This window comes from Bradyrhizobium sp. STM 3557 (genome assembly GCF_045571465.1).
Taxonomy (GTDB): Bacteria; Pseudomonadota; Alphaproteobacteria; order Rhizobiales; family Xanthobacteraceae; genus Bradyrhizobium.
The window spans coordinates 7,476,087-7,500,641 of the sequence record NZ_CP120697.1 but is presented as its reverse complement, the minus strand read 5'-3'; the positions used below and the strand labels follow the sequence as shown (position 1 = coordinate 7,500,641).

The window sequence follows — 24,555 nt, the reverse complement described above, 5'->3', positions numbered from 1 at the left end:
GAAAGCGACGAAGCAATCCAGCGTGAGGGACGATTCTGGATTGCTTCCGCCGTCGCCCCTTTGGGCTATGGCGGACACGTCGCGGAGCCTGTCATCGGGCCGCGCTTCGCGCGGACCCGTTGGCTCGCAATGACGATCGAGTGAGGGCGGCGGCTCACGCCGCCTCACTGGTCACGCCGCTTTTTTTTTAACGCCGAACGTGCCGCGGATGTTGTCGAACAGCTCCACCTTCACGCCGTTACGGCGCATGATGAAGCTCTGCTGCAGCACCGAGAGCAGGTTGTTCCAGGCCCAGTAGATCACGAGGCCGGCGGGGAAGCCCGCGAGCATGAAGGTGAAGATCAGCGGCATCCAGTTGAAGATCATCGCCTGCGTCGGATCCGGCGGGGCGGGGTTGAGCTTCATCTGGATCCACATCGTGATGCCCATGATGATGGGCCAGATGCCGAGCGCAAGATAATGGCCGAACAGCGGGATCTGCGTCGGGTCGAAGTGCAAGAGCCCGAACAGCGTGAACAAATTGGTCGGGTCCGGCGCCGAGAGGTCCTTGATCCAGCCGTAGAACGGCGCGTGCCGCATCTCGATGGTGACGAACAGGACCTTATACAAGGAGAAGAACACCGGGATCTGCAGCGCCACCGGCAGGCAGCCCGCGATCGGATTGATCTTCTCCTTCTTGTAGATCTCCATCATCTCCTGCTGCTGCTTCATCCGGTCGTCCGGATAGCGCTCCTTGAGCGCCTGAAGCTGCGGCTGCACCGATTTCATCTTCGCCATCGAGGCGTAGGACTTGTTGGCGAGCGGGAAGAACAGCAGCTTCACCAGCACGGTCACGAGCAGGATGGAGATGCCGAAATTGCCGACCAGGTGATAGAAGAAGTCCAGCGCCAGGAACATCGGCTTGGTCAGGAAGTAGAAATGACCCCAGTCGATCAGAAGATCGAAATGGTTCAGGCCGAGCGCCTGGTTGTAGCCGCCGAAGCCGCCGACCGGGAAGTTGAGGCCGACGACGCTGGCCTCCTTGGCGCCGGCGAACAGCCGTGAACTCATGGACGCCGTGCCGCCGCTCGGAATCGTCTGCGCCGGCAGCATGTAATCGGCCTGATAGCGCCGCTGCGCGCCGCCGGCGGAGAAATGCGCGTTCATCAGCGTCTGGCTGGTCTCGGGCAGCAGCGCCGCCGCCCAGTATTTGTCGGTGATGCCGAGCCAGGCGTCGGTGACGTTGGAGAACGCGGTGCCCTTCATCGAAGGCCGGTCGGGCAGCGGATCGCCGCCATCGACGTTCTTGTAGGTCAGCTCCTGCAGCCCCTTGTCGCCGAGATAGCCGATGAAGCCTTCATGCAGGATCGAATAGCCGGAGACGGGAGGCGTGCCGCCGCGCGAGATCAACGCATAGGAATAGAGCGTCACCGGCGCGCCGCCGCTGTTGCTGACGTCGTCCTTGATCGTGAACAGGTAATGGTCGTCGATCGAGATGGTGCGATGGAACGTCAGGCCCTGGCCGTTGTCATAGGTCAGCTTGACCGGCGTCGATGGCGTCAGCGCGTTCGAGCCGTCCTGCTGCCACTGCGTGTTCTGGTCCGGCACCTTCATGTTCGAGCCGGCGGCACTGGTCCAGCCGAACTCGGCGTAATAGGGGCTGACGGTGTCCGATGGCGAGAACAGCACGATCGATGGCGAGGTCGGATCGACCGTGTCGCGGAACTGCACCAGCGAGATGTCGTCGATACGCGCACCCTTGAGCGAGATGCTGCCCGAAATCCGCGGCGTGTCGATCTTGACGCGCGGGTTCGCCGCGATCGCGGTGTCGCGCGGCAGGATCGTCTCGGAAGCGGCGGGCGCCGTCGCGGCAGGTGCGCCGGGCGAGGCTGCGCTCGGCGCCTGCGGCGCCGACGAACTGCCGGCCTCCGGCTGCGCTTTCTTGGCAAGCTCGGCCTGCTGCTGGCTCTGCGCGCGCTGCCGCTCCATCTGCGGCACGTTGTAGAAATATTGCCAGGCGATCAGGACCAGGCCGGACAGAATGACGGCAAGGATGGTGTTGCGATTGTCGGTCATCGGTTTTCTTGTGGTCTCGTCATTTTAATCCGGCTTGCAATCCGGTTTGCGGGCCGTGTCGGGCGCGCGCTTCGTCTGCCGGTCGAGCCGGCCAAGGGCGCCCTGGAGGTCTTCAAGCATGGTCGAGAAATCGCGCGACAGCGCCGCGCGCCGGCCCACCAGCACATAGTCACTGTGGGGTCGCATGCATAGGGGATCGAGCCGTCCGACCAGCGCGCGCAGCCGCCGACGGATGCGGTTACGCTCCGTGGCGGTGCCATGCTTCTTGGTGACGGTGAAGCCGATCCGGATCGGGCCCGGGTCCTGGCGCTCGCGCCACTGGACCACGAAGGCAGGGCCGTTCGCCCGCACGCCATCGGCAACAGCGAGGAAGTCCGCCCGCTGCCGTAGCCGATCCATGATGGAAATCTCCGGAAGAGACGCCTTCGCTCTCGCTCAGGCGCTCAAACGCTTGCGGCCGCGCGCACGGCGCGCAGCGAGGACCTTGCGGCCGCCGGTGGTGGCAAGGCGGGCGCGGAAGCCGTGACGGCGCTTGCGCACCAATTTGCTGGGTTGATAGGTCCGCTTCACGGGTTCAATCTCCGCTCACCGGCAAGTTGCCAGCCGGCAATCTGCCTGATTAAATTGTCGAGGATGTCCGACGGATGCGCCGATGGCCCAAAGCGGGCCGCTGCCGGCCCAAAATCGAGCCGCCTCCGGACAAGCCGGGTGATCGCGGACAGTTGGCGCGGCTTATACGGGAGCGACCTTGTCCCGTCAATCGCGAGCGGCGCGGCGGAAGGCGCGATTCGCCGCGCGCTGATCTGCCACAGGTTATGGCAGGCGGCGGGCGGCGCGCCTAGCGTGTGAATAGAACAGTTCTTGCGGGGTTATGACGGACTTGGGATGGCATTGGGACGCTTCCCACATACATGGAACGCCATCCGGAACATGAGCGATCCGTAATTTGACGGGGATGCGGACCGGTTTCATGTTGCACAGCCGAAAGGTTGGGGAGCCTCCTTAAGGGCGGAACTTGTGAGCGACGACCAGCCGATCATCGAGCAATTGCGGCCGAAGCCCGCGCGCCGGCTTGGGCTGTCCGGAAAGTTGCTCCTCTTAACCATTCCGCTGGTCATGATCGCGGAAGTGCTGATCTATGTGCCGGCGATCGCCAATTTCTGGACCAATCGGCTCAACGACCGGCTGGCCGCGGCCAATACGGCGGCGCTGGTGCTGGACGCAGCCCCCTCCGGCATGGTTCCGGATTCGCTGGCGCGCCAGATCCTGACCTCGATCGGCGCCCGTGCGGTCGCGATCAAGATGGGTCAGCAGCGCCGGCTGCTCGCCAGCGCCGACCTGCCGGCCGCGATCGACCATGATTACGACATGCGCGACATGACGGTGTGGTCCTCGATCGTCAATTCGCTGCAGCTGATGACGGAGCGCGGCGACCAGACGATGCGCGTGGTCGGGCCGGCGCCGGGCCGGGCCCAGTTCATCGAGGTGGTGACGGATGCCAAACCGTTGCGCCGGGCGATGTTCCGCTTCTCGCGTAATCTGCTTGTCGTGTCGCTGCTGATCGCGATGCTCACCGCGGCGCTGGTCTATTTCGCCCTGCATTACCTGTTCGTGCGGCCGATGCGCCGGCTCACGGCGAGCCTGGTCGGTTTCCACGAGAACCCGGAAAGCTCCGCGCGGATCATCGTGCCGAGCTCGCGCGGCGATGAGATCGGCGTCGCTGAGCGCGAGCTTGCCGACATGCAGCGCGACCTCGTCTCGATGCTGCATCAGAAGAGCCGGCTCGCCGCCCTCGGCCTCGCCGTCTCCAAGATCAATCACGATCTGCGCAACCTGCTGGCCTCCTCGCAGCTCTTGTCCGACCAACTCGCCAGCGTCCCCGATCCCCGGGTGCAGCGCTTCGCGCCGAAGCTGATGCGCTCGCTGGAGCGTGCCATCGCCTTCTGCCAGTCGACGCTGTCCTATGGCCGCGCCCAGGAGGCCGCGCCGGATCGTCGCATGATCCCGGTCGAGCCGGTGGTGGCCGAGGTGCGGGAGACCGCGGGGCTCGCTGCGGACGCCTCCATCACCTGGGTCTCGGCGATCGAGCGCGGGCTGACCGTCGACGCCGATCCCGACCAGCTGTTCCGGGTGCTGCTCAATCTCGTGCGCAATGCCGCGCAGGCGCTGGAAAGCCAGCCGCGCGTCGGAGCGGGCGCGCATCAGATCCGGATCACCGGCCGGCGCGAAGGCGCGGTGACGATCCTGGAAGTCTCCGATACCGGGCCGGGCGTGCCGGCCAAGGTGCGCGACCATCTGTTCGAGGCCTTCCAGAGCGCCGGCCGTCCCGGCGGCTCGGGCCTGGGGCTCACGATCGCGGCCGAGCTGGTCCGCGCCCATGATGGCGAGATCCAGCTGGTCGAGGGCACTCTGGGCGCCACCTTCCGCATCACCATCCCCGACCGTCCGGTCGAGCTGCAGAGTATCCGCCGCGAGCGCGCCAGCGCCTGAGCCGTTCCGTCATTCCAGGGCAATGCTGGAGGCATTGAACGTGGAATCCGGAGGTATCGCGGAAGGAACGATGTCCGGCGGCCTGACCTTTATCGCCGTCATTCCGAGGCAGCGCGGGAGGCGCCGACCCCGTAATCCCCACTTGTCGGACAACAACGGACACGGAGCCAAAAAATTGGCCGCAAAATCTGCCTCTCCCGCCTTGCCAAGCGCCGCCCGAGCCGTTAGTCAGATGGCCTTTCGCGAGGCCTGCCGGCGTCTCCGCCGCCTTGGCCTTCCGGGCTGGGTTTTTCGATCCATCGCCCGCCACACGCGAAAAACGCGCCCGTAGCTCAGCTGGATAGAGCATCAGACTACGAATCTGAGGGTCGGACGTTCGAATCGTTCCGGGCGCGCCATTTTGATACGCGTTTGGTCCGCTCGACCGCGGCTCTCGCAAGCACACTCTCAAGGTCACAACTTGCCCCGGGGCAAGCCCGGTTCAACGATTTGTCGGACGGCGCGCCGGCGGCAGCGACCACGTTGCGCCGCCGGCTTCAGTCGAGCCCTAGCGGCGCTCCGAACTCAGTGTCGTCCATGCGCGCGAAGTCATGCCGGGGATACACGTCCCTTGCGCGGGCGAAGAAGAAATCATCGAACGCCTTCGCAGCCTCGGACCGCAGAGGATTTACCGTGGGAGCAAAGGCGATCTTTGTAAAGAACGATTCCACGCCCGGAACGGCGACGAATTCGAAATGGTCCGGGAATGCCCGCGCCCAGAATGAGACGAGGTGATACCAGGTGAAGGCGACGTCCGCGTAACCACGAGCAACCATCTCGGGCAGATCGCGATGCATGATGCCGAGGCGACCGGGAAAATTCGTCTCCGCTGAAGTGAGAGCGCTGGCCGCGGGCTTCCCAAGCTGCGCTTCGGCGGCAGCAAGGCATTGCGCACGGACGTCGCCTGAATCGGGCAGAGCGATCCGCACACCGTTCCGGACCAAGTCGGCGAGCCCATGAATGCCGAGCGGGTTTCCCTTGCGCACGAGCAGCGCGACGCCGCGATTTCTGGAGAAGAAACGGGCCTGGGATTCGATCACGCCCATCCGGCGTAACTGTCGCAGCGGCTCCGGGTAGCCCATTACGATGTCGGGGTAGAAGCCGGAGCTGCGGCTTGTGTCGAGGGTGAGATTGCCGAGGGCTACTCCGCCGGTGCGGATCATCTGGACGAGAATGGGCTGCGGCAGGGTTGTGAGGATGATGTTCGTCAGGTCGAGATTGGCGTATTTCGGCTGCGACTTGGCCCATGATGGAAACGCACCGACGATCTCGTCGCTCGACAACACCATCAGGTGATTGCCCTCAGTGAAGATAACGAGGCTCGGCGGCGTTCCGAGCCGACCGATCACGTCGAGCACGGTGTCCGTGTGGCCGGCGAACGATCGGATGCCCTCTTGCGGTTTTGCAACCAGCGGCCAGACCAGCGGCTCGGGCGCCGCGTTGTGCACGACGGCACCCGCCGATCGTGCGTTGCAGGTGTTCAGGCCGGCAACACCCAATGTGGTGCCGAGGAATGCACGACGGTTCATCATGTTAGGCTCCCTTCCGAGAACGGTGATCACTTCAGCGCCGCCGGTGTGCGGCTTTCATGAAGCATCGTCGCCCGCAGCTGTTAGGGGAATTCCCTAAAAAGCTTAAACGTGTTAGGCAATTGCTTATGCCAAGGCTGGTGCAATGGGAGCAGCAAATCGGCCGCCGGCTTCGGCTGCGTGATCTGTTCGTGTTCTTCACAGTGGTGGAATACGGCAGCATGGCCAAGGCTGCCGACAAGCTCGGCGTATCGCCCCCCTCGATTTCGGAAGTCATTGCCTCGCTGGAACACGCGCTCGGAGTGCGGCTACTTGACCGAACTCCAAAGGGGATCACGATGACCCCCTATGCCAAGGCCCTAATGGTGCGAGGCCGGGCTGCGTTCGATGAACTGCGGCAGGGGATCAGGGATATCGAGTTCATTGGCGATCCCAGTACAGGCGAGCTGACAATCGGATGCCCGGAGTCGATTGCGGCGGGATTCCTGATCCCGGTGATCGGGCGATTTTCGAAGGACCATCCGCACGTGAGGGTGCATGTGGTGCCGGTTCGCACGCCGACAGTGGAGTTTCCGGAGCTTCTTGAACGCAAGATCGATCTGGCCTTCGCCCGCCTGGCGACGAACCCTGTGCAGGGCCGCCTCAGTGAAGAGCTGGACGCGGAAGTGCTATTCAATGATCGATACTGCGTCGTCGTCGGCGAGAAGAGCAGGTGGGCGCGTCGCAAGGTCGGACTTGCGGACCTGGTGGATGCGCCCTGGATCATGACGCCGCTCGATGCGCTGGGTGATACGTTCGTGGGCGGCTCGTTCACAAGGCGCAGATTGAAGACGCCGAACCTGACGATCACGACATTCTCGATCCATCTGCGCAACCATCTTGTAGGGAGCGGTGAGTTCATCACCGCCTTGCCTGGCTCGGTGTTTCGGATCTACCGCAGGCTCCACGGCCTCAAGGAGCTGCCGATCGACCTGTCGGTTCGCCCGCCCGTGGCGATCGTCACACTCCGGAACCGGACCCTTACGCCGACGGTGCAGTCGTTCATCCGCTGCGCCCGTGACATCGCGCGGTCCTTCGTGCCAGGAGCGCCCGCGCGAAGCACGAAGCGGCGCCGCCTCGAATAGGCTTTGCCTTTCACTTCTGTCGCGACGTCGTTTTCGGTCGATGCTGGCCGTTGCCGCTTCACCGACACTTCGCAGGAGGGCAGGACCGGACAAAAGCGTACCATTGTCGCTCGGAGCGCATACGGGCCGCGGCATCATAGCGCCACCGCGAAGCCCATCTTCATCGGCCGTGGCGCGCCAGTTTTCGATTTTATCGCCGCGGATTTGCGGCAGTAGCTGCATTCTTCCTTTGTCATGATCGGGCGGCGTTCGCTCGTTTAAAATCCTCAGCGCTCGTGCCGCAGACCGAACTCACCTTGCTTGCTTCGCTCGCTCGATAACCAGCCGAATGGATTGAACAGCGAGATCAGGCTGGTGCACTTGGATATAGTGATCGCTGCCCGTGGCGAAGATATGAGGAGTATCCGGTTCAAGATCGACCAGGCCTTGAGCCGCCTTGGGCCAGATTCGCTCCAGGTCGGCGAATGGAAATCCCGTCAGATGGGGCGGCCGCGCAAAGGACTGCGTCTTGGTGAGAACGACCGACGGTATCCGCCGCAGCGCCGGCGCTCTTTCGGTTTGAGCGATACTGGCGTCGATATCGATTTCTTCGAAGTCCGGATCTTTGGCAAATTGCGGCAGCGGCTTGTCAAGCAACTGCCGGTATTCCGGCCAATGAGAGCGGAACAAATCTGGGAATTCCGCCGGAAAAGCATCGACAAACACCAGCCCCGCGACCTCGTCAGGATAGGTCTGAGCGTAGAGACGCGCAAACAGCCCACCCAATGAATGAGCTACCAGAATGTAGGGAGGGGGCACTTGGGCAGCGGCGAGCAGAGCGTGGAGATCGCTGATGACATCCTGCGCCGTCCGCGGCATCCGCACCGGGCCGCTGCGATCGGCGATGCGAGGCGGATCAGTGTACAGGAGCGTGCCGGGGCGGTCGTAGGCGCAGACTTTGCTGAACTCGGCGACACCTGGCAGCACTGCCGGCGGAAAGCCATCACTGAGACTCCATGGTTGGGATGAGTCGTGGTACCCGGACTCCAGTATGATTGTGGGACTGCCGAGGCCGCGACACTCCAGGTAAAGCTTGCGGCCTTGCCCGATATCAACTTTGCCGGCGAAGTCTCCATGTGCCGCGTTCGATACCTGCGCGCCGTGCGGCTGCGGCGAGTTGCTTTGCTGCGCAGAGCTTGTGCTCGAACCGCACGCCGAGGCAGCGGCAAACGCCGCCGAAGCGACCGTGACCATCGAGAATAGCCGCATGATCTAGCGACTCCAAGCCGCCTCGGCCTCACATGATTAGTCCTGCCGGTTGGTCCGGATAGCGCCTCTTATATCATGCTGCCTTGGGATATCGGGAAGACCAGCAGCGAGCAGGGAAATCGCAGGCCATTGCAGATTTACCGATTGGCGCGTGTTTCCGGCCGCTGAATCATAGCGCCTCGGCGAAGCAGTGGAGCCCATCTGCATTCGCCGTGGCGCGCCATTTGGGTGCTCCACGATTTTGCGCGATTTGATGTCGTGGGCAAACGCCGCATCAAGCCGCCGACAGCTTCGCGTCGTAAGAGCCGAGCAGCACGCGCCAGTGTTCAGCCAGTCGCCGCTGGAATAGCATGAGCGGGAAGCCATGGCGTGCGACATGATCCTGTGGGATCTCGTCCCAGCCGCGATGCTCGACGGTCAAACGCGTCTGGTCGCCAACCGCTTCAAAGCGCACGTCGAGCTGCGTGGACTGACCGGGGGCGAATGTCGCCTCTCGCCATGTCAGTGCGAGCCTTTCGCCGGGCTTCCAGATCGTGATGCGGCCGACCTCGAACTCGTTTCCGTTCGGCAAGGTCGCGACGAGCAGCCCGCCTTCGCCCGGCTCGAAGCGAAGCTGGCCGTCGCCGCGCGGCGTCAGCGCGAACAACTTGTTCGACCGCCACCACTGGCCGATCTCGCTGGTGAAGGCCTCAAATGCGCGCAAAGGCGTCGCGTCGACCCGGATCGAGACGATCACCGCTGCCGTCATTTTCGCTTCTTCTCGACATGCGCCTTGAAGCTCGAAAGCTGCGCCGCCCACATCGCCTCCGTGGAGGCGAGCCAGCGTTTCAATTCCGCCATGGCACCGTCTTTCAGCGCGTAGATACGAACGCGCGCGTCGAACTCGGGATGGGTCTCCTCGACGAGGCCGCTCTGTTTCAACAGGCGTAAATGCCGGCTCATTGCCGGTGCCGGCAGTCCAAGGGCGTCCGCAAGCTCGCCTGCCCGACGTGGTCGTTGGCCGAGGAGTTCCACCGCGTGGCGGCGATGCGGGTCGGCGAGCGCCGCCAAGGTCTTGTCGATCCTGGAGTTCAATCGAGCCGCTTCTTCGTGGTGAGGCCGCTCGCCTTGTCCCACTCGTCCGAGGTCATCCTGTTCTCGGTCACTCCGAAGGTCCAGATATGGCCCTCCGGGTCGCGCGCGCGATAGGTGCGATCGCCGTAGAACTGAGTCTCGGGCTCTTGCAGGATCTCCGCGCCGGCCTGTCGCGCGCGTTCGCAATGCCTGTCGATGTCCTCGCCTTCGGCGAGCTGCACGTGGACCGTCTGCGTGTTCTTGCCGCCGATGGATTTCGGGCTCTTATGATCGGGACTCCACTCGTTGCCGACCATGACGACGGAATTCCCGAAGGTCATCTCCGAATGGCCGAGCTTGCCATCGGCGTCGAGGATGACGAAGAGCGGCTCAAAGCCGAACGCCTCTTCGAGCCAGCGATAGGCGGCCTTCGCGTCTTGATAGCAGACCGCGCTTGAGAGCCCTTTGGGCCGACGGAAGTCAGTCATGACATCTTCCTCCAGCAGGGAAGCAGTTAATTGTCACAACAGGAAATATTTGTCAATAATTGAAATCATATCGCGCGCTCCATCGCACTCGCTAACCAGCGATAGCCGGGCTTCCATCGCTTATGGGCGCAGCGCCATTCCGATCGTGCGGCGGTTGTTCGCAGCGCTGGACACCGCGCCCGGGCATCGTCGCTTGCTACAGCGCCACCATTGCTTCCTCGCGCTGGTCCATGACCGTCCCGGCCGGGCCATACGCGAACAGCAGCGCGTCAGTACAAGGCTCGAGGTTCATTGGATGGCGTTCGCAGCCTCTGTCCGCACCCTGATCCATCCCCAGGACCCGAACGCCAGCAGGGCGCAGAAGGCGAGAGCCAGCGAGATTTGAAGTCGCGTCGCCCGGCTGGCTGCGGCGTGCTCGGCCGTCGCGGGTTGCTGGGCAGCGGGGACCGGACTGGCAACGGACATCGGCGTCGGGTCGGCAAGTGCGGCCCTTGCGCCGCCGGCCTCGCTGCGCTGTTCGGTGATGCCGGTGTCTGCCGAAAACAGCCCCGCGGAGATCGGGCTGGTCGGCTGCGACGAGGCCATCTCGACCTGCCGCGGATCGCCCGATTGCGGCGCTTCGCCGCTTTGCCGGGAAAATTGTGCAAGCGAATTCAAGCTCGGCCGCCGCGTCCCTGTGACATGACGAGCGGTCCGCTCCGGTTTTTTGGGATGAGCCGCGGTTCTCGTCTGCCCGGACGCCTGCGGCCGCGGCAAAGCGAACCGCGCCAGCATCCGGTCCGACCAGGCCATGTAGGCCTTGCAGGGATCGTTGCAGGGCATTCCGTTGACAAGATCACTGCTGGACGAATTCGCGGCGGCCGCATGTGACGGACCGAGCGCGGCAAGCGACACCGCATGGACAACGAGCATGGCAAGCACGAGCCGCTGCAACGTCGGATCTGGACGCCCCATCATCGCAATTCCCCCTTCGCCTATATGGCGCATTGTGGGAATAACGGCAGCCGCATTGGTCGAGAATTGGATGAGATCGCGTCAATATCCGGATCAGATGCGGTCGATTTTCCGGATCGTCAGGGTGTTTGCGGGGCATCGTGCGCCATGGCGCAGTGGCAGCCCTGACGACCCAGGGATCGGCGCGGCGAACGACAGCCTTCGATGTGCGCAAAGTCGAGGAGGTCCGATGCACCCGCACCGTAATCGCCGCACGCCTTGCCGCGCTAGAGGTTATCCGGTGTTTTCAACTCGTGCTTGATCCGCTCTTCCTTGAGCTGTTGCTCGGCCTTGTACCAAAACTCGTCCATTTTGTTGGCAGGCTTGCCCGCTTCTTCCCAAAGCTGAAAGGCACGCGTGCGGACATCGTCGTCGTTGAACTCGGTCATTCCTCTCTCCTCCCAGGAGGCGCTCTTGCAGGCCTGCCGCGAGGGCGCCCGTCATGCAATGAGGCTGGCTGCCCGGATTCCTGGACGCTTGCGACGAGCCAGCTGGCTGAGCTCGCTCGCCTCGAAGCGATACCTGATAGAAACTATCAGCCAACTCACCTGTTCCAATGTCGGTCCCAAGTGAGTACCGCCGACGGCGGCGCACCGCACCCGGGCGCCGGCGCAATCGCTTTCCGAGCGCGGAACGCCTCGCCGCGTGAACGGCTCATAAGTCTCGTGTACGTCACCGTACTTCTGTAATTCGTCCAATCACTCGTCGGCGAGCGCATGTTGCGCGCGGCCGGTCTCGAGCTTGGTATGAAGCTTCTGGGCAAGAGATGCGCCGAAGAAGGCCTGCGGGTTCGAGGGCGAGACGTCGTCGCGAGCTTCCCACTCCGCGATCTTCGCCTTTGCCCTTTCGAATGCCTCTTCCAGGGAGACTCCCGAAGCGAGGTTCTGGTTGAACAGAGCATCACCGAAGTAGGTCCATTCGCGCTCGTTCGAGCAGCCGAATGATGGGCTGTTCTCATCGGCCGCGGTCAGGATCACGCTGTCGGGAGAGGCCAGCCGTTTGACGAACACGCCGGAATAGCACGCGGAAACGATGATCAGCCGGTTCTTGATGCCTTCGCGATCGAGCACGGTCGCGATGTGATCGGGCGAGAGGTGGGTGTAGACCGCTCCCGAGAGGCGGAGCGCAACCCCGCTCGGGCTGCCATGCGAGGTGATGAAGAGCAGCAGGACGTCTTCATCCCTGTTCATGACCTTCGCGACCTCATGCACCGCCGACGCAAAATTCGTCTGGTTTGCGATCGGCAGGTTGTCGACCGTATCGACATGATTGACGAGCCGGACCGTGCCGCGATCCAGCCCGATCGCCTTGTCCAGCGCAGCAAGCCCGCCGTCGAGCTCCTTGATGAACACATCCTGATCCGACCAGCCGGCGATGCCGATGGCATAGATGTCGGACGTACCTTTCCGTTCCGGGCGCAGCTTGCCGACTTCCTCTTCCAATAGCAGCGGTTGCGAGAGCTCGACGGAATCGGATTCGACCCGCCGGATCGGCTCGCGGTTGGCCGGAGCCAGTTGCGCGCGCGTCCATTCCCAGAGATTGTAGGAGCTGAGCTCGCTATCCGGGCCGACAAAGGTTGGAAATGCCGGCGAGACTGCGATCGTCAGGAGCGCGGCCGTGGTGAGGCCGATCGCTCGGAGCAACGGCCTCGGATAGGCGTGGAGACAGCCGCGGAACATCGCGGCGAGGGCTCCGATCCACCAGACCAGCAGCACCACGAGCGGCAGGACCGTCGTGATCAGGAGCACCCATCGGCCGGGCATCTCGGCATCGGACAGGTGGGGTGCCGCCATCGCCGCGAGCTCGATCAGGCCTCCCAGCGCGAACAGCTTCCAGATCACGGCGGTCCGGTTGCGCGAGAAGTAGGACATGCCCACGGCAACGAAGGCTGCCGCCATGACGAGCGCAGGAACGCGGGTTGTGGCGATCGTCACGGCCTCGGCAAGCGCGATCACTGCGAACAGCGTCGCAAGCGCGGCGGTGCGGTTTACCGGGACGAACCACAGCCCCACCACAGCCAGGATCGCCGTCTCGGCGATGATAGTGTTGACGCCGTAGGGGCTGAATGCAGCCATGTCCTCGATGGCGAAATACTGGCGGGCCGCCTCCGCGGCCATCGCGACCACAATCCACACAAGAACGGTGCGGATCGATGCGGAGGGGGAGGTCGGAGCGCGCTTCCACGCCGCTGCTTTCAGCGCGGCCCTTAGGGTCAGCCAAAGGTTTTTCATACTTGCTTCACCATCACAGCGGACGTGTGCGGTGCGATGGTACGATCCAGAGGCGAAGGATTCGTTGATTTCGGAGGGTCAATCCTTTCGATTTTCTCATAACGCTTTCGCAAGACTCGCATTGCGGCGATCTCGCGCGCCGCACCTGTCATGCGATGAGGCTGGCCACCCGGATTCCTGGACGCTTGCGACGAGCGAGCTGGCTGAGCTCAGCCGTCGTGGCGCGCGACATGAGGGAACCCGTTGGCGAACTCACCGTTCCAACGGTCGACTTGAGGCTCCGAGCCCTAGCTGCAGCCGCAACCTTGTGAACGCCAATCCAGAGCGGCCCGAGCGATTTGCAGGTGCGTTGCAGGGGTGCCGTAAAAATCGCGTTGCGTCATCTGTCCGGACGATGTGCGAGCATCCAGCGTGCTGATAACGATCAAGCGTAGATCTTGACGGGGCTGATCGCGAAGTCGCGGAGTTCTGTCGACCCAATCAGGCTGCGGCCCCAAGACGCTGCTGACATTACACCGGCTCCGAATAGGCAGGAGGTTCGCATGTCAGGTACGACTCCGATAGACGTGATTGCTGCACGAATAGCCCGGATTGCGCTGGCCGAAGATCCCAAGATTGGGAGGTTAGGTCCTGGACCGGTTCTGACTGTGGTTCGTGATACGAGGTCCGGAAAGATCTACGTCGGCCTCAACACGGGCATCCCGAAAAAAGTATCTGATGTGCTGTACAAGGCAATACTGGCGCAGGGCGCGCGGATTTGGCAAGGCGAAGTCACCGTTGTGAGAAGTGATCCGGAGGCCGTCGGAGGCCACTCGGAAGTGAATGCGCTGAATCCGGCTATTCGTGATCGCGAGAGGCTGTTGGGTCGAAAGCTGACGGAGGCGGATCTTTCCGTCTTCGAGCTGCACAATCTATGGCTAAGCGGAAGCCGCTCTATGACTGCCGCCCCACGCTGCGAGCATTGCGCCAGGATAACGCGCGGCGTCGCGGTCACTCAATCCGTATTCGTGGCAGAAGGTGGGGTCGTTGGTGAAATCAACGTACCGCAGCGGGGATCGGTGTTGCGGTCCGGCAGCCGAGCGGGCACGCCGGTGACGACCGCGAGTGGATCGATAGGCGAGGGTGATGCTACCGAAGCGGGTAACGTCAGCGCTACCGGAGGAGGCTACGGCGGCGCTATGACGGAGGGTCTATTGACGGCTGCGATTGTCATCGCGGAGCCGCTCATCAAGCGGTGGGCCTTCAAGACCTTCATGCAGGAAAAATGGTCTGCCGAACAGCGCGCCATGATTACGAGAGCAATCGAACGATCAACCCCTTTCTTCAATGTCCTGGTTCAATCGCACTCGGACCAAATTCGAAAAGAAAAGGGCGCCGGCCGTCAGGTAAAATTGCGTATAGATGTCGACACGGAGTGGGTGGATACCAGCTTTGCTCCCGCACAGATTGGCGCTAGCGTCAGCTACTTTGATCTCTTGTTTGAAGGAGATACCGAGGTGGAGTGGCCATTGTTCCAACCAAGCTATGGCTTCTGGAGTGCGCTCTTTCATGCCGCCAGATACAGCAGGAAACGGGAAACGTTTTATATCGCGCTTTGAAATGGCCGCGTCCAAAGATCCACTTCCCGCATCCCCCTCATGCGCAAATTGCCCGTCGTGCCAGTTTGCCGCAGGCCTGCACGCTTGTGTCGTCGGGCAAATCACAGCGATGATCTCGGCCATCCCGCAGCGATGAAGAGGGGCGTTTCGGCCGATCGTCACGAGGCGTAGCAGCGGGGAGCGGTGGACGCATCAGGTCGGCGCTTTGCATGTGCAGGCGGACGAACGATCGCGATGCGGACGGCGAAATCGTGTGGTCCTGGCATCCCGGTGCTGATGTCTGCGCAATGCGCGGAACGCGCATTGTCGCAAACAGGGGCAAGAGAGCCGGTCCCTGGGGAGAGCGCGTATAAGCCGTAAAAACATCGCGCAGGGAATGCCGGATGTTCGGCTGCACCTGTGGTGACTGCCGCCTGCTTTCTTTGTTGCAGGCGGGCCATGGGTGAGGCCTTCACCCGGCATTCCCTGCGCCCTCATTCTTTTCGAGGGCAGACGACCTGCTCAAGGCCGGGCGCTGATGCGCTGCGGGAACGCTGCCTGTTGCTTAGGAGAAGTGAATTGGAAAGACCGGACGGCAAGTTCGCTGTCGTCCCGGGCTCGACCCGAGACCCGTAACCACAGGCCGATGTTTGTTGCCAGAAGGGTTCGACTTGCAGTGCACCTCGAAGAGATATCACGCGGTTGGGTCCCGGGTCGGCGCTTGCTTTGCTCGCTGCGCGGGACGACAGTGGAAGGTGTGCCGCGGGACCGTACGAACGCGCGCTGTCGTGGAAGCCGGTCGCTTGCGCCGCATTCATATTTCAAGGCGCTTCGGCCGAGGCTTTTGCAGGTAAGGAACCGACGGCCGGATCGCGGCTTGGTGGCGAGGGACGCCGTAAGGCCTGAGCAGAAGCGAAGGAGGCATCCGCAATGTCCGACGACGAAGGAAAGCCGGAAGGCCCGGATCTCACGCTCGGCGTATCACTAGGCGAGTTCAACAACGACATGCTGCTCGGTCACGTCGACGAGGATGCCGTGCTGCTGGTGCGCAGCGGCTCCGAATATTTCGCGATCGACGCATTCTGCAGCCACTATCACGGCCCGCTCGCCGAGGGCCTTGTCGTCGGCGAAAGCGTCCGCTGCCCCTGGCATCACGCCTGTTTCGATTTGCGGACCGGTGAGGCCACGCGGGCTCCTGCGCTCTCGCCCTTGTCGGTGTGGCAGGTCGAGCGGGAGGCCGATCGTATCATCGTGCGGCGCAAGCGCGACCAGAAAAGCCCTGCGAGGGCGCCGGCAGACGCGCCGCGTCGCATCGTCGTCATTGGCGGCGGTGCGGCAGGCTTCGCGGCGGCCGAGATGCTGCGCCGCGACGGCTATGATGGCGAGATCACGATGCTCAGCAGCGATGACGCCGCGCCAGTCGACCGACCGAATCTGTCCAAGGATTATTTGGCCGGCAAAGCGCCTGAGGACTGGGTGCCGCTCCGACCGGATGACTTCTATTCGGAGTCGAAGATCGATCTTCGCCTAAGCACGGAGGTCGCGGCCATCGATGGCAAAGCGCGGCATGTCGTGCTTGCTGGCGGCAAGACGGTGCCGTTCGACCGGCTGTTGCTCGCGACCGGCGCCGAGCCCGTGAAGCTGCAGATCCCAGGCGCCGACCAGCCGCATGTTCACATGCTGCGCACGCTGGCCGATTGCCGCGCGATCATCGCAAGCACCGAGCAAGCGAAGCGTGCCGTCGTCATCGGCGCGAGCTTCATCGGTCTCGAAGTTGCTGCCGCGCTGCGCGAGCGCGACGTCGAGGTGCATGTGGTGGCGCCGGAGCAGCGGCCGATGGAGCGCATCCTTGGCGCCGACATGGGCGACTTCGTGCGTGACCTCCACGAGCAGCATGGCGTCGTCTTTCACCTGCAGGACAGCGTGACGGCGATCGACGGCAAGAAGATCAGCCTCAAGGGCGGAAGCGCGCTTCAGGCCGACCTCGTCGTGATTGGCGTCGGCGTGAAACCTCGGCTCAAGCTCGCCGAGCAGGCCGGCCTGATGATCGATCGCGGGGTCGTTGTGAATGCGAATCTACAGACCAGCATGCCCGGCATCTTTGCAGCGGGTGATATCGCGCGGTGGCCCGATCGCCATTCCGGCGACAGCATCCGCGTCGAGCACTGGGTGGTCGCCGAGCGGCAGGGACAGGCCGCTGCCCGCAACATGATGGGACTGAACGAGCCCTTCGATGCCGTGCCGTTCTTCTGGAGCCAGCATTACGACGTGCCGATCAACTATGTCGGGCACGCCGAGACATGGGACGAGATCGCCGTCGATGGCGACATCAAGGGCAGGGATTGCGTGCTGCGCTACAAGCGCGGTGGGCGCGTGCTCGCGGTCGCCTCGATCTACCGCGACGTCGACAGCCTCAAGGCCGAGCTCGAGATGGAGCGGAATGCGAAACGTTAGATGCGGGCAAACGCAAGGCAAGTTGGATGGAAAGATCGTGCGGCCAGTTCAGTGTCGTCCCGGGCTTGACCCGGGACCCATAACCACAGGCCGATATTTGTTGCGAGAAAGTTTCGACTTGCTCTGTGCCTCAAAGTGGCGTCACGCGGTATGGGTCCCGGGTCAAGCCCGGGAGGACAGCGGAGGAGTGGCACCCGAAGGCGCCACCCCTTTTTCCGTCATTGCACCGATCAGAACGAGCAGCCGTAGGCGGTGAGCGCGGCCTTGGTTGCATCCATCGTCTGCTTGCAACTCGCTTCCATGGTCGCCTTGGTCGACGGATTCTTGGCCATGTCGAGCCAGGCCTTCCGCGTCTGCTCGATCTGCGTCTTGTACATCGCACTCTGCGCCGGGGGAATCTTGGACGAGATGCAGGCGTCATATTTGGTCAGGAAATCGTCGCAGGTCGCGATGCCCGTGCTCTGGGCCTGCGCCGCGGCGACACCCGCGAGCAGCGCGAGGCCGGTGATGCCCGCGAGTGATGACATTTTCCGAGGTGAGCCGAAACCCGTTGCAGCCTTCGCTATGACTTGACGCATGTCTCTGTACTTCCCTGTAACAACTGAGTGGTTTCAATCGCAGGCACGCGCGCGGCTCCGCATTCTTCCGATCGATGCGACTGGCATCCGGTGCCGGCAAGTGGCCGGCATTGTCGGATGGAGAAGTCGTTCGAAGCGAGAGCGCGGGCGCGGACGTGCCGCGTCGGCCAAATGCGTGGTCCAGTTTGGCGAGATTATGGGTGACGGCGAGATGACATCGCGGCCGATGCGCGCAGGCGTCTCATACGGCAATAATCACGTTGGAGCGATGCGCCAGTGCCACACCCATTTCGAGACGTCAGACCGAAAGAGCGAGCCGCAACTTCGGTGTCGTCACGCGCGTGGCGCGGGATCCATAGCCGCAGGCCGATGTGTGTTGCGAGAAAGGCTCGACTTGCTCTGTGCCTCAAGGAAGCACGCGGTATGGGGCCCGGATCTTCGCGCGCTATGCGCGCTCGTCGAGGACGATAGCGGAAGTGCGCGCGCGACGGAGCCTCATCAAGGGAGCGTGCCACATGGCCTACGTCCCCTATTTCCTGATCGGTACGCCCTTGGTCGTAAACTTCTGCATCCGACCTTCGGGACGCATCGGGCGCCTGGTGCCGGCGGCCTTGCCGGTGCCGGGCGGCTGATGCGCGGGCACCAGCTGATCTGGGCCCGAGCCGATCAGGTCGCGCCGTCCCATCTCCTTCAGCGCCTCGCGCAGCACCGGCCAGTTGTCCGGGTCGTGATAGCGCAGGAACGCCTTGTGCAGCCGGCGCTGCCGCAGGCCCTTGATTGCCTCGACCTTCTGGCTCGCCCCGTGGCGAACGCCACGCAGCGGATTGACTTCGGTGTGGTACATCGCGGTGGCTGTCGCCATCGGCGAGGGCAGGAAGGTCTGCACCTGGTCGGCGCGATAGCGGTTCTTCTTGAGCCACAGCGCGAGGTTCATCATGTCCTCGTCGGTCGTGCCCGGATGCGCCGCGATGAAATAGGGAATCAAATAGTACTTCTTGCCGGCCTGCTTGGCGGCGGCATCGAACATCTGCTTGAAGCGGTTGTAGGCGCCGATACCCGGCTTCATCATCTTGTCGAGCGGGCCGCGCTCGGTATGTTCAGGCGCGATCTTCAAGTAGCCGCCGACGTGATGGATGACGAGCTCCTTGACGTAGGCGGGACTTTCGACTGCGAGGTCATACCGCACGCCCGAGGCGACCATCACCTTCTTGACGCCCTGCACCTCGCGCACCTTGCGATAGAGCCGGATCAGATCGTCATGCGAGGTGTTGAGGTTCGGGCAGATCTCCGGGAAGACGCAGGATGGGCGACGACAGGCGGCCTCGACCTTGGGATCTTTGCATGCCATCCGATACATGTTGGCCGTGGGGCCGCCGATATCGGAGATCACGCCGGTGAAGCCCGGCGTCTTGTCGCGGATGCGCTCGATCTCGCGCAGAATCGAGCCTTCCGAGCGGCTCTGGATGACGCGGCCCTCATGCTCGGTGATCGAGCAGAAGGTGCAGCCGCCGAAGCAGCCGCGCATGATCGTCACCGAGAACTTGATCATCTCCCAGGCCGGGATCTTGGCATCGCCATAGGACGGATGCGGCGCGCGGGCGTAAGGAAGGTCGTAGACGGAATCCATCTCCGCCATGGTGAGCGGAATCGGCGGCGGATTCAGCCACAGATCGCGATCGCCATGGCGCTGCACCAGCGGGCGCGCATTGCCGGGATTGCTCTCCCGGTGCAGCACGCGCGAGGCGCGCGCGTAGGCCTCTTTGTCCTGCTCGACCTGCTCGCAGGCCGGCAGCCGGATCACCGTGTCGCCGGACTGGCGCGCGGCGCCCTCGTCGGGAGAGTCGAGATCGTCGGCAGAAAGCTCCGTGTAGTTCTCGGGCACGCGGCGGAACAGCGCGACGCCGCGGATGGAGTCGAGGTCGCGCGGCGCTTCGCCATTGGCCAGCCGATGCGCCACTTCGACCACCGCGCGCTCGGCATTGCCGTAGAGCAAGAGATCAGCCTTGGCGTCGGCCAGGATCGAGCGGCGCACCTTGTCGGACCAGTAGTCGTAGTGTGCGATCCGGCGCAGCGACGCCTCGATGCCGCCGAGCACGATGGGCACATCCTTGAACGCCTCGCGGCAGCGCTGGGCATAGACGATGGTGCAGCGGTCCGGGCGCTTGCCGCCTTCGCCGCCCGCCGTGTAGGCGTCATCGTGGCGCAGCCGCCGGTCCGCCGTGTAGCGGTTGACCATCGAATCCATGTTGCCGCCGGTAACGCCGAAGAACACGCGCGGTTTGCCCAGCGCCTTGAACGGGTCAGCCGAGTGCCAGTCCGGCTGCGCGATGATGCCGACTCGAAAGCCCTGGGATTCGAGCAGCCGGCCGATGATCGCCATGCCGAAGGAGGGGTGGTCGACATAGGCGTCGCCCGTCACCAGCACGATGTCGCAGGCATCCCAACCGAGCGCATCCATCTCGGCGCGGCTCATCGGCAGGAACGGCGCCGGCTTGCCGGGCTTCTCCCGAAGGCGAGCCCAGGACTCCAAAGATGGACTCAGCGGCTTCTCGGCGGTGATCTGAATATTCATCGCGGTGGAATAAGGCTCCGCAGCCGTGAATTCAACCGGCGGGCGCATTTAACTGCAGCCGCCGCAGCCGCCGCCACTTCCTCCACCGTCTCCGCCGCAGCCTCCACCACCGTCCCCACCGCCGCTGCTCATCGTTCGCGCAGCGGCATAGACCGAGGCGTGGGCTGTGCCCGAGAGCACGACGGGACCCGAAAGCGCCAGCGCGAGCAGCAGCTCCTGATCGCGCGGCGCGCGGGCGGCCCTGGCATGTCTGCTCTGATAGGTTTGCAGTGCGTCCTTGCCGGCTTGCGTTCGCGCCGGCCGGGAAGCCAGCCGGATGCCCGCGATCACCGTGACGGCCATGAGGAGCATCAGGAAGCCGACCGGATGGTTCCGCTCGGCGCCGATCATGGCCTTGGTCGCTCCAAACAGCAGGAGCAGCCCGACGAAAGGCAAGACGTTGAGCCGGAAGGAGGTCATCTGTCCGTCGGTCGGGTAATAGCCGAGCGCTTGCAGCCGATCCCGAATGCGCGCAGCGAGTGGCTCGATCGCCTGCTGGAACTGCTGGCGCGTCATGTCGGACGTGAACGACAGTTCGAGCGACTTGCCCAAAAGAGTTGCCAGCGGCGTCAGACTGGTGACGTTGATGTTGCGGCCTTTAGGATCGATGGTGGCGCCCTGCTGCGAGGTCAGGCAGAGCAGCGCCGCGTCGCCAAGACGCCGGGCGCCGCCGGCCAGGAACGCCAGCTCCAACTCGCTCAATGGATGGGGTGACCGCGCAGGCGGACCGATCATCGACCTCTGGCGGAAGCCCCACAGAAAGACGATGGCGGCCAGGACCAGATAGAGCGTCAGGAATGGGCCGGCGGTCCAATTGAACGGGTTCAACGGCATCATTCACCTCGCAAGGAGACGACGGATCCAGGCGATGGGGTTCGGCACGACGAGCCAACGCTGGCGGTCCGTCACATGATAGCGCGGTCGTCCGAAACGGAGGTGCGCTGCCGGCCAGAGCGTCTCGCACGGTGGGCCGAAGAAGCGTTCGTGCAGCGCCAGGGTGTCGGCATATTGCCGGCGATAGGTTGCTTGCGCCTGTGTGCCGCCGGGTGTGGGGTCATGGTGCAACGGCGCCTGCAGCCGGTCGCCGCACCACACCGTCCAATAATCGCGCGAGTAAATGAGATGCTGGTGCCAAACCTCGTCGACAACATCGCTCGGCGTGACCGGCGTCGGCGAGACCACGGCGAGGAAGCAGAAGCGGCGGTAGGCATCGACCGCCGCGCGCGCCTCGTCCAGGCTCCAGCCATGTCGCGGGCGAGACGGTGGGTGAAATTCAGCGGTGTGTCGGGCTCGAAATCGTGCTGTTCGATACGTCGCCACAGCGCCTGCCGGGCCGGCGTCCAGACCGGCTCATCCGCCTCGATCTTGAGCTGCGCCGATTGCAACGAGAGCTCCCGATGATCGTCCATCGCAATAATAGCATAGAGCGTCGGGCTGGCACGAGGGCTCTGCGCGGCGGAGTTCCGCTAAGCGTTACTTTTTCCGAACCGCTCGACCAGAAAGTCGATGAAGAAGCGCACCTTGACCGACAGATGCCGCGTCGGCGGGTAGATCGCATAGAGCGCGAGCGGCGGCGCCGTGTAGTCGGCGAGGATCGGGCGCAGCGCGCCGGTGTCGAGCGCCTGTTCTGCGATGAAGCGCGGGATCAGCGCCACGCCTTTGCCCTTGATCGCGACGTCGCGCAGCACCTCGGCGTTGTTGACGCACAGCGACCAGGCCGGCTGGATCCAGTGGTCGCCGTCGGCGCCCGAGAGCTTCCACTGATTGCCTGTCAGCAGAAAGCCGTAAGCGAGCGAAACATGCCTGCGCAAATCGTCGGGATGGACAGGCGTGCCGTGCCTGGCGAGGTAATCCGGCGAGGCGCAGATCACGCGATCGACCGGCATGATGCGGCGCGCCACCAGACTGGAGGATTCCAGCTCCGCGATCCGCAAGGTGACGTCGAAACCATCCTGCACCGGATCGAGCAGGTCGTCGCTCAGCACAAGCTGCAGCTGCAGGTCGGGATAGCGGCTCATGAAATCCGCGATGACGGGGCCGAGCCGGATGGTGCCGAACGACATCGGCGCGTTGATGCGGAGCAGCCCGCGCGGGGAGGCGAGCGACTGCGTCACCGCCTGGTCCGCAGCGTCGATGTCGGCGAGGATCGACAGAGCGCGCTCATAGTAAAGCTGGCCGTTCTCGGTCGGGCTGGCGTGCCGGGTGGTCCTGACGACGAGCTGCACCCCAAGGCTCTGCTCCAGCTCGCCGATATGTTTCGAGATCGCCGAGCGCGACAGCCGGAGCTGCCGCCCGGCTTCGGCAAAGCTGCCGTTTTCCACCACCTTCACGAAGGCCCGCAGGCTCGCCAGCTTGTCCAAATTGCGCTCCCGCGATTGTCGCCAAAACGTAGACAGACCCGTCACAAGAGCATGGATTGTCCCCAAGTCAAAGCAGATCAATATGGGAGCCGACGAGAGGCCAAAGGCGGCCTCCAACGGAGAGAAACATGGCAGGACTTCATCATGTGACCGCGATCGCCGGCAACGCGATCCGCAATTTCAGCTTCTACACCCGCGATCTCGGGCTGCGCTTCGTCAAGAAGACGGTCAATTTCGATGATCCCGGCACCTACCATTTCTACTATGGCGACGAGGCCGGCCGGCCCGGCACGATTCTCACCTTCTTCCCTTGGGAGGGCGCGGGCCCCGGTCGCCGCGGCGTCGGCGAGACGCATCAGACCGCGTTCCGCGTGCCGCTGCGCTCGCTCGGCTACTGGACGCAGCGCTTCACCGAAAAAGGCATCGCCTACGAGGCGCTGGAGAAGCGCTTCGGCGAATCCGTGCTGCCGTTCACCGATCCTGACGGCATGGCGCTGGCGCTGGTCGGTATCGCCGGTGCGGAGAACGAGCCGGGCTGGAGCAACGGCGACGTGCCGGCGGAACACGCGATCCGCGGCTTCCATGGTGTGACCCTGCTGCTCGACAACACGACGAAGACGGCCGCGGTCCTCACGGACGTGTTCGGCTTCGAGGAGGTTGGGCGCGAAGGCTCGGTGATCCGCTTCAAGGCCGAGGGCGATGCGCCAGGCAGCGTGGTCGACATCTATGAGGCCAAGGGATTTCTGCGCGGGCATCAGGGGGCAGGTTCGGTGCATCACATCGCCTTCCGTGCCGCCGATGACGCCGTGCAGGGGACGATGGCGCAGCGGCTGATCGAGCGACACGGGCTGCATCCGACCGAGCAGCGCGACCGCAACTACTTCCGCTCGATCTACTTCCGTGAGCCCGGCGGCGTGTTGTTCGAGATCGCGACCGACATTCCCGGCTTTGCGGTCGACGAACCGGTCGCCGAACTCGGACGGAGCCTGAAGCTGCCCGCCTTCCTCGAACGGCATCGTGCGCAGATCGAGGACGTGCTGCCCAGCCTCGAGGAGACCGCATCGTGACGGAGCCCTTCATCCACCGCTTCCAGCCTGGAAGCGCGCCGGGAGCAGCACCTTTGTTGCTGCTCCACGGCACCGGCGGCGACGAGAACGACCTGCTGCCGCTTGGAGCGATGCTATCGCCAGGCGCCGCGCTGCTGTCGCCGCGCGGCCGCGTGCTGGAGCACGGCATGCCGCGCTTCTTCCGCCGCCTGGCGGAAGGGGTGTTCGACGAGGACGACGTGCGGCGGCGCGCGGCGGAGCTGGGTGATTTCGTCGCCGAGGCAAGGCAGCGCCACGGCCTCGCGGCGCCGATCGCGGTCGGCTTCTCCAACGGCGCCAACATTGCAGCCGCGCTGCTGCTCCTGCAGCCGGGCGTGCTTGCGGGCGCGGTGCTGTTGCGGGCCATGGTGCCGCTGTCGCAGCCGCCGGTGGCCGATCTCGCCGGCACGCCGGTGCTGATGCTATCCGGCGTGGCCGATCCGATCGTCCCCGCTGCCAATGCGGCACGGCTCGCGGCGCAGCTCTCGGAGCGAGGCGCCGACGTGACGCACAGGACGCTGCCCGTAGGTCACCAGCTCTCGCAGGCCGACGTCACGCTCGTACGCGACTGGCTCGCCAGCCTTGGACAGCGAGCGGCGGCCTGAGCGATATGGCTGCACGAACGCTGCAGGAGAAAAAT

At 63.9% G+C, this 24,555-nt stretch carries 22 protein-coding genes and 1 tRNA gene; 7 read left to right on the top strand and 16 right to left on the bottom strand.

All coding sequences use genetic code 11. The features are described from left to right. Positions 1 to 171: 171 nt before the first annotated feature. From yidC to rpmH, 3 genes are read right to left on the bottom strand one after another with little or no spacing between them, the layout of a single operon-like run. Complete coding sequence (yidC, locus tag P6U24_RS34705) at positions 172 to 2,055, bottom strand: membrane protein insertase YidC (RefSeq protein ID WP_407156876.1); 1,884 nt, start codon at positions 2,053 to 2,055, stop codon at positions 172 to 174. A gap of 24 nt (positions 2,056 to 2,079) precedes the next feature. Beyond that, positions 2,080 to 2,454, bottom strand: coding sequence for a ribonuclease P protein component (rnpA, locus tag P6U24_RS34700; protein ID WP_407156875.1), 375 nt, complete (start codon positions 2,452 to 2,454; stop codon positions 2,080 to 2,082). A 36-nt stretch (positions 2,455 to 2,490) separates the two neighbouring features. Then, entirely contained in the window at positions 2,491 to 2,625 is a 135-nt protein-coding gene (gene rpmH / locus P6U24_RS34695; RefSeq protein ID WP_006609582.1) for a 50S ribosomal protein L34, read from the bottom strand. Positions 2,626 to 3,072: 447 nt separating this feature from the next. Between rpmH and P6U24_RS34690 the strand changes: the two genes are divergently transcribed. After that, positions 3,073 to 4,545, top strand: a complete 1,473-nt coding sequence (locus P6U24_RS34690; protein WP_407156874.1) for an ATP-binding protein — start codon at positions 3,073 to 3,075, stop codon at positions 4,543 to 4,545. Positions 4,546 to 4,866: 321 nt separating this feature from the next. Then, positions 4,867 to 4,943 (top strand) — tRNA-Arg (locus P6U24_RS34685). A 138-nt stretch (positions 4,944 to 5,081) separates the two neighbouring features. Here P6U24_RS34685 and P6U24_RS34680 read toward each other — a convergent pair. Next, positions 5,082 to 6,116: a substrate-binding domain-containing protein gene (locus P6U24_RS34680; protein WP_407156873.1), complete on the bottom strand. Its 1,035-nt coding sequence runs from the start codon at positions 6,114 to 6,116 to the stop codon at positions 5,082 to 5,084. A 56-nt stretch (positions 6,117 to 6,172) separates the two neighbouring features. Here P6U24_RS34680 and P6U24_RS34675 point away from each other — a divergent pair, with 56 nt between their 5' ends. After that, positions 6,173 to 7,237, top strand: a complete 1,065-nt coding sequence (locus tag P6U24_RS34675) for a LysR family transcriptional regulator (RefSeq protein WP_407156872.1) — start codon at positions 6,173 to 6,175, stop codon at positions 7,235 to 7,237. Positions 7,238 to 7,528: 291 nt separating this feature from the next. Here P6U24_RS34675 and P6U24_RS34670 read toward each other — a convergent pair whose 3' ends face one another. The 7 genes from P6U24_RS34670 to P6U24_RS34640 all read right to left on the bottom strand — a co-directional run bounded on the left by P6U24_RS34670 (position 7,529) and on the right by P6U24_RS34640 (position 13,250). Then, on the bottom strand, positions 7,529 to 8,485 hold the full coding sequence (locus P6U24_RS34670; protein WP_407156871.1) for an alpha/beta fold hydrolase: 957 nt from the start codon (positions 8,483 to 8,485) through the stop codon (positions 7,529 to 7,531). A 274-nt stretch (positions 8,486 to 8,759) separates the two neighbouring features. Further along, a complete protein-coding gene (locus tag P6U24_RS34665; protein ID WP_407156870.1) occupies positions 8,760 to 9,233 on the bottom strand; it encodes an SRPBCC domain-containing protein in 474 nt (157 codons plus the stop codon). Beyond that, complete coding sequence (locus tag P6U24_RS34660; protein WP_407156869.1) at positions 9,230 to 9,559, bottom strand: ArsR/SmtB family transcription factor; 330 nt, start codon at positions 9,557 to 9,559, stop codon at positions 9,230 to 9,232. The genes P6U24_RS34665 and P6U24_RS34660 overlap by 4 nt, the downstream gene beginning before the upstream one ends. Next, the gene (locus P6U24_RS34655) at positions 9,556 to 10,026 is read right to left on the bottom strand and encodes a VOC family protein (RefSeq protein WP_407156868.1); all 471 of its coding nucleotides are present in this window, start codon (positions 10,024 to 10,026) and stop codon (positions 9,556 to 9,558) included. Before P6U24_RS34655 ends, P6U24_RS34660 begins: the two co-directional genes overlap by 4 nt. 288 nt (positions 10,027 to 10,314) lie before the next feature. After that, positions 10,315 to 10,983: a hypothetical protein gene (locus P6U24_RS34650; RefSeq protein WP_407156867.1), complete on the bottom strand. Its 669-nt coding sequence runs from the start codon at positions 10,981 to 10,983 to the stop codon at positions 10,315 to 10,317. Between the two features lie 263 nt (positions 10,984 to 11,246). Continuing rightward, the gene (locus tag P6U24_RS34645; protein WP_407156866.1) at positions 11,247 to 11,408 is read right to left on the bottom strand and encodes a DUF2934 domain-containing protein; all 162 of its coding nucleotides are present in this window, start codon (positions 11,406 to 11,408) and stop codon (positions 11,247 to 11,249) included. 309 nt (positions 11,409 to 11,717) lie between these two features. Continuing rightward, on the bottom strand, positions 11,718 to 13,250 hold the full coding sequence (locus P6U24_RS34640; protein WP_407156865.1) for a C13 family peptidase: 1,533 nt from the start codon (positions 13,248 to 13,250) through the stop codon (positions 11,718 to 11,720). Between the two features lie 542 nt (positions 13,251 to 13,792). On the opposite strand from P6U24_RS34640, the gene P6U24_RS34635 reads away from it, so the two are divergent. Together P6U24_RS34635 and P6U24_RS34630 are read left to right on the top strand one after the other, a co-directional pair. Then, positions 13,793 to 14,848, top strand: coding sequence for a hypothetical protein (locus tag P6U24_RS34635; RefSeq protein WP_407156864.1), 1,056 nt, complete (start codon positions 13,793 to 13,795; stop codon positions 14,846 to 14,848). Between the two features lie 909 nt (positions 14,849 to 15,757). After that, positions 15,758 to 17,281, top strand: coding sequence for an FAD-dependent oxidoreductase (locus tag P6U24_RS34630; RefSeq protein ID WP_407156863.1), 1,524 nt, complete (start codon positions 15,758 to 15,760; stop codon positions 17,279 to 17,281). Positions 17,282 to 17,511: 230 nt separating this feature from the next. Here the strand turns inward: P6U24_RS34630 and P6U24_RS34625 are convergent, their stop codons facing one another. The 5 genes from P6U24_RS34625 to P6U24_RS34605 all read right to left on the bottom strand — a co-directional run bounded on the left by P6U24_RS34625 (position 17,512) and on the right by P6U24_RS34605 (position 22,830). Then, positions 17,512 to 17,808, bottom strand: a complete 297-nt coding sequence (locus tag P6U24_RS34625; RefSeq protein WP_407156862.1) for a hypothetical protein — start codon at positions 17,806 to 17,808, stop codon at positions 17,512 to 17,514. Positions 17,809 to 18,388: 580 nt separating this feature from the next. Then, the gene (locus tag P6U24_RS34620; RefSeq protein ID WP_407160696.1) at positions 18,389 to 20,431 is read right to left on the bottom strand and encodes a YgiQ family radical SAM protein; all 2,043 of its coding nucleotides are present in this window, start codon (positions 20,429 to 20,431) and stop codon (positions 18,389 to 18,391) included. Positions 20,432 to 20,479: 48 nt separating this feature from the next. Further along, entirely contained in the window at positions 20,480 to 21,307 is an 828-nt protein-coding gene (locus tag P6U24_RS34615) for a TIGR04222 domain-containing membrane protein (protein WP_407156861.1), read from the bottom strand. After that, positions 21,308 to 21,790 (bottom strand): glycine-rich domain-containing protein, encoded by a 483-nt coding sequence (locus P6U24_RS34610; RefSeq protein WP_407156860.1) that lies wholly within the window; start codon positions 21,788 to 21,790, stop codon positions 21,308 to 21,310. Positions 21,791 to 21,936: 146 nt separating this feature from the next. Further along, complete coding sequence (locus tag P6U24_RS34605) at positions 21,937 to 22,830, bottom strand: LysR substrate-binding domain-containing protein (RefSeq protein WP_407156859.1); 894 nt, start codon at positions 22,828 to 22,830, stop codon at positions 21,937 to 21,939. Between the two features lie 128 nt (positions 22,831 to 22,958). On the opposite strand from P6U24_RS34605, the gene P6U24_RS34600 reads away from it, so the two are divergent. Then, positions 22,959 to 23,897, top strand: coding sequence for a ring-cleaving dioxygenase (locus P6U24_RS34600; protein ID WP_407156858.1), 939 nt, complete (start codon positions 22,959 to 22,961; stop codon positions 23,895 to 23,897). Continuing rightward, positions 23,894 to 24,520: an alpha/beta hydrolase gene (locus P6U24_RS34595; RefSeq protein ID WP_407156857.1), complete on the top strand. Its 627-nt coding sequence runs from the start codon at positions 23,894 to 23,896 to the stop codon at positions 24,518 to 24,520. Before P6U24_RS34600 ends, P6U24_RS34595 begins: the two co-directional genes overlap by 4 nt. Positions 24,521 to 24,555 lie beyond the last annotated feature (35 nt).

What these genes read in the sequence shown, in the direction of transcription:
- rnpA (WP_407156875.1), bottom strand. Translation starts at nt 2,454, where the DNA reads ATGGATCGGCTACGGCAGCGGGCGGACTTCCTCGCTGTTGCCGATGGC.
- P6U24_RS34635 (WP_407156864.1), top strand. Translation starts at nt 13,793, where the DNA reads ATGTCAGGTACGACTCCGATAGACGTGATTGCTGCACGAATAGCCCGG.
- P6U24_RS34640 (WP_407156865.1), bottom strand. Translation starts at nt 13,250, where the DNA reads ATGAAAAACCTTTGGCTGACCCTAAGGGCCGCGCTGAAAGCAGCGGCG.
- P6U24_RS34645 (WP_407156866.1), bottom strand. Translation starts at nt 11,408, where the DNA reads ATGACCGAGTTCAACGACGACGATGTCCGCACGCGTGCCTTTCAGCTT.
- yidC (WP_407156876.1), bottom strand. Translation starts at nt 2,055, where the DNA reads ATGACCGACAATCGCAACACCATCCTTGCCGTCATTCTGTCCGGCCTG.
- P6U24_RS34670 (WP_407156871.1), bottom strand. Translation starts at nt 8,485, where the DNA reads ATGCGGCTATTCTCGATGGTCACGGTCGCTTCGGCGGCGTTTGCCGCT.
- P6U24_RS34680 (WP_407156873.1), bottom strand. Translation starts at nt 6,116, where the DNA reads ATGATGAACCGTCGTGCATTCCTCGGCACCACATTGGGTGTTGCCGGC.
- P6U24_RS34655 (WP_407156868.1), bottom strand. Translation starts at nt 10,026, where the DNA reads ATGACTGACTTCCGTCGGCCCAAAGGGCTCTCAAGCGCGGTCTGCTAT.
- P6U24_RS34625 (WP_407156862.1), bottom strand. Translation starts at nt 17,808, where the DNA reads ATGTCATCACTCGCGGGCATCACCGGCCTCGCGCTGCTCGCGGGTGTC.
- P6U24_RS34630 (WP_407156863.1), top strand. Translation starts at nt 15,758, where the DNA reads ATGTCCGACGACGAAGGAAAGCCGGAAGGCCCGGATCTCACGCTCGGC.
- P6U24_RS34620 (WP_407160696.1), bottom strand. Translation starts at nt 20,431, where the DNA reads ATGAATATTCAGATCACCGCCGAGAAGCCGCTGAGTCCATCTTTGGAG.
- P6U24_RS34665 (WP_407156870.1), bottom strand. Translation starts at nt 9,233, where the DNA reads ATGACGGCAGCGGTGATCGTCTCGATCCGGGTCGACGCGACGCCTTTG.
- P6U24_RS34650 (WP_407156867.1), bottom strand. Translation starts at nt 10,983, where the DNA reads ATGATGGGGCGTCCAGATCCGACGTTGCAGCGGCTCGTGCTTGCCATG.
- P6U24_RS34600 (WP_407156858.1), top strand. Translation starts at nt 22,959, where the DNA reads ATGGCAGGACTTCATCATGTGACCGCGATCGCCGGCAACGCGATCCGC.
- P6U24_RS34615 (WP_407156861.1), bottom strand. Translation starts at nt 21,307, where the DNA reads ATGATGCCGTTGAACCCGTTCAATTGGACCGCCGGCCCATTCCTGACG.
- P6U24_RS34675 (WP_407156872.1), top strand. Translation starts at nt 6,173, where the DNA reads ATGAAGCATCGTCGCCCGCAGCTGTTAGGGGAATTCCCTAAAAAGCTT.